The sequence below is a fragment of the Streptomyces lycii genome, from assembly GCF_009735685.1.
In the GTDB taxonomy this organism is placed as follows: Bacteria; Actinomycetota; Actinomycetes; order Streptomycetales; family Streptomycetaceae; genus Streptomyces; species Streptomyces lycii.
On record NZ_WHPN01000364.1, the window covers coordinates 1 to 5,129 of the forward strand.

The following is a 5,129-nucleotide window of genomic DNA, read 5'->3' on the forward strand; positions in this document are numbered from 1 at the left end:
GGGCCGTTCAGCGGCCGGCGTGCCTGCGGAACTCCGCGAGGCGCTCGGCCGCCGAGGGCTCCGGCCGGGCCGGGGCCTGCTTCGGCCAGATCGTGTAGCTCACCGCGATGATCAGGCTGACCACCGCGACCAGGCCCATCTTGGCCTGCCACTGCACCAGCGAGCCGGTCTTCCCGCCCTCGCCGATGTACCAGACGGCGCCCTGGAGCAACGCCGCCGCGACGCCCGCCGCGACCAGGGACCGGGCGCACATCCGCCACTCGTGCACGGCGCGCGCCATGCCGTACTTCGGCGGCTTCTCCGGCTTCTCGCCGCCCGCGAACCGGTGTGCGAAGTGGCCGTCGGCCCAGGTGATCAGATAGTGGCCGTAGCCGACGGTGAAGCCGATGTAGACGGCGGCGAGGCCGTGCGTCCAGTCGGGTTCGGCGCCGCCCCGCAGGTCGACCGCCGTGGCCACGAGGAGCACCAGCTCCAGCAGCGGCTCGCAGAGCAGCACCGCCGCTCCCGCGCGCCGCTTGCCCGCCAGGTAGCGCAGGGCGAGCCCGGCCGCCAGGAGCACCCAGAAGGCGACCTCGCACACGATGACCAGGGTGACGACCACGGGAATCCTTCTTTCCGTAGCTCTGCGGACGGTGTCGCTCGGACTCCTTCCAGCGTCGCCGCCGGGCAGCCCCGCCGCGTCGTCGCAGGTGACGAAAGCTCGCTGCATCTTTCGATGTAGTACGGCGGATCCGGAACGGTCCCCACCGGGGAGGGCCGGGCAGGGCCGGAGCGTGTTGGATGGTGCTGTGGACGCCGCAGAATCCCCCGCGCCCCCGGAACCCGCCGCCGGGCGGCGCCGGCCGCACCGGGACGACGTGCTGCTGGCCGCCGCCGGGCTGGCGGGCGGTCTGCTGCTGTGGTCGCTGGGCCTGTACACCCTGGGCCGTCCCGATCACGACCCCGGGATGCTGCCGCTGCTGCCGCTGGCCGTGATGGCGGTCACCGAGCTGCTGCGGCGCGTCGCGCAGCCCGGTGCCCTGCTCGTCGCGTCGGGTGCGCTGGTCGCGGACTTCGTCATCGGGTCGAACCTCGCGACCGTGCTGATGTTCACGGACGTCATCTACGCGGCGGTGCTGTACGGGCCCGAGCGGACGTACCGGCGGGTGCTGCCGGTGTCGGTGATCGTCACCGCCTCGGTCGCGGTCTGGGCCGTGGCCACCTTCCGCACCGCGGAGTCGCTGCTCATCGGCGTCGTGGGCGCGCTCGTCTCCGTCGGCCCGGCCTGGACGGGCCTGGTGCTCCGGCAGCACCGCCGGGCGGCCGACGCGGAGCGGCTGCGCGCCGAGCAGACGGCGCTGCTCGCCGAGATGGACCGGCGGGAGGCGGTGACGGCCGAGCGCGGCCGGATGGCCCGGGAGCTGCACGACATGGTCGCCAACCATCTGTCCGCCATCGCCATCCACTCCACCGCCGCGCAGTCCCTCAAGGACCCGGCGGCCACCGAGGAGGCGCTCGGGGTGATCCGCGAGAACAGCGTGCAGGGCCTCGCCGAGATGCGCCGCCTGATCGGGCTGCTGCGCGACACCGGCGGCGAGGACCACCGGGACGCCGAGCCTGCCGCCGCGCCGACCCTGGACGGCCTCGACGCGCTGCTGGAGCAGTTCCGGGCGAACGGCACCCGCAGCGGGCTGGAGTTCACCGCGGAGGACGAACGGGAGCCGGGGACGCGGCTGCCGGCGCCGGTCGAGCTGGCCGCGTACCGGATCGTGCAGGAGTCGCTGACGAACGCCCTCAAGCACGCCACCCCCGGCACGGTCGCGGTGCGGCTGGCCGGCACCGACGGCGGAGCCGCGCTTCAGGTGCGGGTCACCAGTCCGTACGGCGCGTCCGCCGGGCCGCGGGCGCCCGGCTCGGGTGCCGGGCTGGTCGGCATGCGCGAGCGGGTCGCGCTGCTCGGCGGCACGTTCGAGGCGGGCCCGGTGACGGCGGACGGGCCGGGCGGGAAGACGGCGCGGGAGGAACGGGAGGAACAGCCAGAACAGCCAGAACAGCCAGCACGGCAGGGACAGCAGGCACGGCAGGGACAGCAGGCACGGCAGGGACAGCAGGAACAGCAGGCACGGCAGGAGACTGTGTGGCAGGTGCGGGCGGTGCTGCCGACGGGCGAGGAGGGACAGCGGTGACCGGGGAGCGCACGGCGGACGGCGGCGGGGACGGCACCGCTCCGGGCGGGAAGCGGGCGGCGGACGACGGACGGCCGCCGGGGACCGCCCGGGAACGGACGGCGGACGGCGGCGGCGGCCCGGCCCCGGCCGGAGGCGGAGGCGGGGATGGGGACGGCACCGCGGACGCCGGGGAGCGGCGGCCGGTGCGGGTGCTGGTCGCCGAGGACCAGTCGGCCGTACGGGCCGGGCTGGTGCTGATCCTGCGCTCCTCCCCCGGCATCGAGGTCGCCGGGGAGGCCGCGGACGGCGAGGAGGCGGTACGGCTGGCGCGCGAGCTGCGACCGGACTTGGTGCTCATGGACGTTCAGATGCCGCGCCTGGACGGGGTGTCCGCGACCCGGCTGATCACCGCCGAAGGGATCGCCGACGTCCTGGTGCTGACCACCTTCGACCTGGACGAGTACGTCTTCGGGGCGCTGCGCGCGGGGGCCGCGGGCTTTCTGCTCAAGGACACCGAGGCGGCGGGGCTGGTCGACGCGGTGCGTACGGTCGCCCGGGGCGAGGGACTGATCGCGCCCGCGGTGACCCGCCGGCTGATCGCCGAGTTCGCGAAGCCGTCCCCGGAGCCGGACACCGGGGCACCGCCCGGGCTGGAGGAACTCACCCGGCGGGAACGCGAGGTGCTGGGGTGCGTGGGCGAGGGACTGTCCAACGCGGACATCGCGCGCCGGCTGGACATGGCCGAGGCCACCGTCAAGACGCATGTGAGCAGGCTGCTGGCGAAGCTGGGGCTGCGCAGCCGGGTACAGGCCGCCGTGCTGGCGCGGGAGCTGGGCATCGAGGCACCCGCGCCCTGACCACTTCGGGCCACTTCGGTCCCAGACTGGTCCAGACCTCTTGACCAATGGTCCAGACCTTCTTACGCTCCTCCACACTGCGCTGGACATGTCACGTCGCTCCCCCCACACGACGGCGGCGGGTGTGTCCACCGGGCGGCCGCAGGTTCCACCCCTCCTTCCGGACCGACCCCAGGAGCACCCCTTGAGACCCGATTCCTCAAGACGCACCCCACCCACCCGGCACAGAGCGCTCACGGCGCTCGCCGCCCTGCTCCTCCCCCTCGGCGTCCTCGTCGGCCTGGCACCCCCGGCCACCGGGGCAGCCGCCGCGGAAGCCACCGCCACGTACACCAAGACCTCCGACTGGGGCTCCGGCTTCGAGGGCAAGTGGACGGTCAAGAACACCGGCAGCGCCCCCCTCACGAGCTGGACCGTGGAGTGGGACTTCCCCTCCGGTACGACGGTCGGCTCCTTCTGGGACGCGACCGTCACCGGCTCCGGCGGCCACTACACGGCGAAGAACGTCGGCTGGAACGGCACCCTCGCCCCCGGTGCCACCGCCAGCTTCGGTTTCAACGGCTCGGGCAGCGGCGAACCCACCGGCTGCACCCTGAACGGCGCGGCCTGCGACGGCAGCGGCACCCCGGAAGAACCCGAGGAGCCGGAGGAGCCCGAGGAGCCGGACAACCCGGACGAGCCGGATGCCCCGGGCGACCACGTGAAGCTCGGCTACTTCACCAACTGGGGCGTCTACGGCCGCAACTACCACGTGAAGGACCTGGTCACCTCGGGCACCGCCGAGAAGATCACCCACATCAACTACGCCTTCGGCAACGTCACCGGCGGCAAGTGCACGGTCGGCGACTCCTACGCCGACTACGAGAAGGCGTACACGGCGGACCAGAGCGTCGACGGCCAGGCCGACACCTGGGACCAGCCGCTCCGCGGCAGCTTCAACCAACTGCTGGAACTCAAGGAGAAGTACCCGCACATCAAGGTCCTCTGGTCGTTCGGCGGCTGGACCTGGTCCGGCGGCTTCGGTGAGGCCGTCAAGAACCCGGCGGCCTTCGCCAAGTCCTGCCACGACCTGGTCGAGGACCCGCGCTGGGCCGGTGTCTTCGACGGCATCGACCTGGACTGGGAGTACCCGAACGCCTGCGGCCTCACCTGCGACACCAGCGGGCCGGAAGCCTTCGAGTCGATGATGCGGGCGATGCGCGCCGAGTTCGGCGACGACCTGGTCACCGCGGCGATCACCGCCGACGGCTCCGCGGGCGGCAAGATCGACGCCACCGACTACGCGGGCGCCTCGCAGTACACCGACTGGTACAACGTGATGACGTACGACTTCTTCGGCGCCTTCGCGGCCCAGGGCCCGACCGCGCCGCACTCCCCCCTGACGTCGTACGACGGCATCCCGCAGGACGGCTTCAACTCCGACGCCGCGGTCAAGAAGCTCAGGGCCCAGGGCGTGCCGGCGCAGAAAATGCTGCTCGGCATCGGCTTCTACGGCCGCGGCTGGACCGGCGTCACCCAGAGCGAGCCGGGCGGCACCGCGACCGGGGCCGCACCCGGCACGTACGAGGCCGGGATCGAGGACTACAAGGTCCTCAAGGAGTCCTGCCCGGTCACCGGCACCGTCGCCGGCACGGCCTACGCCCACTGCGGCAACAACTGGTGGAGCTACGACACCCCGGACACCATCGGCGGCAAGATGGACTACGCGCGGGAGCAGGGGCTCGGCGGCGCGTTCTTCTGGGAACTCAGCGGCGACACCGCCAACGGGGAACTGATCAGCGCCATCGACGCCGGGCTCAGCTGACCGGCGCCGGAACCGAACGACCGGGGAGACGGTGCCGCCCGCCGTCTCCCCGGTTCTTCACGTTCCGGGCGGGGGCCACCGGACGCCGCCGTCCATGGCCCCGGCCCGACGCGCACCTGTTCCCCGGGCCGCATTGACTCCCCACCGGACTCCGTCCGGGGCCCCCAACCAACGAGGCACCTCTTGTCCAAGCCACATTGACCCTCCCCCAGACTCCGTCCGGGGGCACCCCCAACCAACGAGACACCTCTTATCCAGGCCACATTGACCCTCCCCCAGACTCCGTCCGGGGGCACCCCCAACCAACGAGACACCTCTTAT

General features: G+C 72.8%; 4 protein-coding genes. 3 read left to right on the forward strand and 1 reads right to left on the reverse strand.

The genetic code is table 11. The features are described 5' to 3' along the window. Window positions 1-7: 7 nt before the first annotated feature. The gene (locus GCU69_RS24275) at window positions 8-601 is read right to left on the reverse strand and encodes a hypothetical protein (RefSeq protein ID WP_156207184.1); all 594 of its coding nucleotides are present in this window, start codon (window positions 599-601) and stop codon (window positions 8-10) included. Between the two features lie 187 nt (window positions 602-788). Here GCU69_RS24275 and GCU69_RS24280 point away from each other — a divergent pair, with 187 nt between their 5' ends. The 3 genes from GCU69_RS24280 to GCU69_RS24290 all read left to right on the forward strand — a co-directional run bounded on the left by GCU69_RS24280 (window position 789) and on the right by GCU69_RS24290 (window position 4,808). After that, on the forward strand, window positions 789-2,165 hold the full coding sequence (locus GCU69_RS24280; protein WP_156207182.1) for a sensor histidine kinase: 1,377 nt from the start codon (window positions 789-791) through the stop codon (window positions 2,163-2,165). Window positions 2,166-2,350: 185 nt separating this feature from the next. Beyond that, the gene (locus GCU69_RS24285; protein ID WP_098753927.1) at window positions 2,351-3,004 is read left to right on the forward strand and encodes a response regulator; all 654 of its coding nucleotides are present in this window, start codon (window positions 2,351-2,353) and stop codon (window positions 3,002-3,004) included. Window positions 3,005-3,188: 184 nt separating this feature from the next. Continuing rightward, complete coding sequence (locus GCU69_RS24290; protein WP_235978674.1) at window positions 3,189-4,808, forward strand: glycosyl hydrolase family 18 protein; 1,620 nt, start codon at window positions 3,189-3,191, stop codon at window positions 4,806-4,808. Window positions 4,809-5,129: the final 321 nt, after the last annotated feature.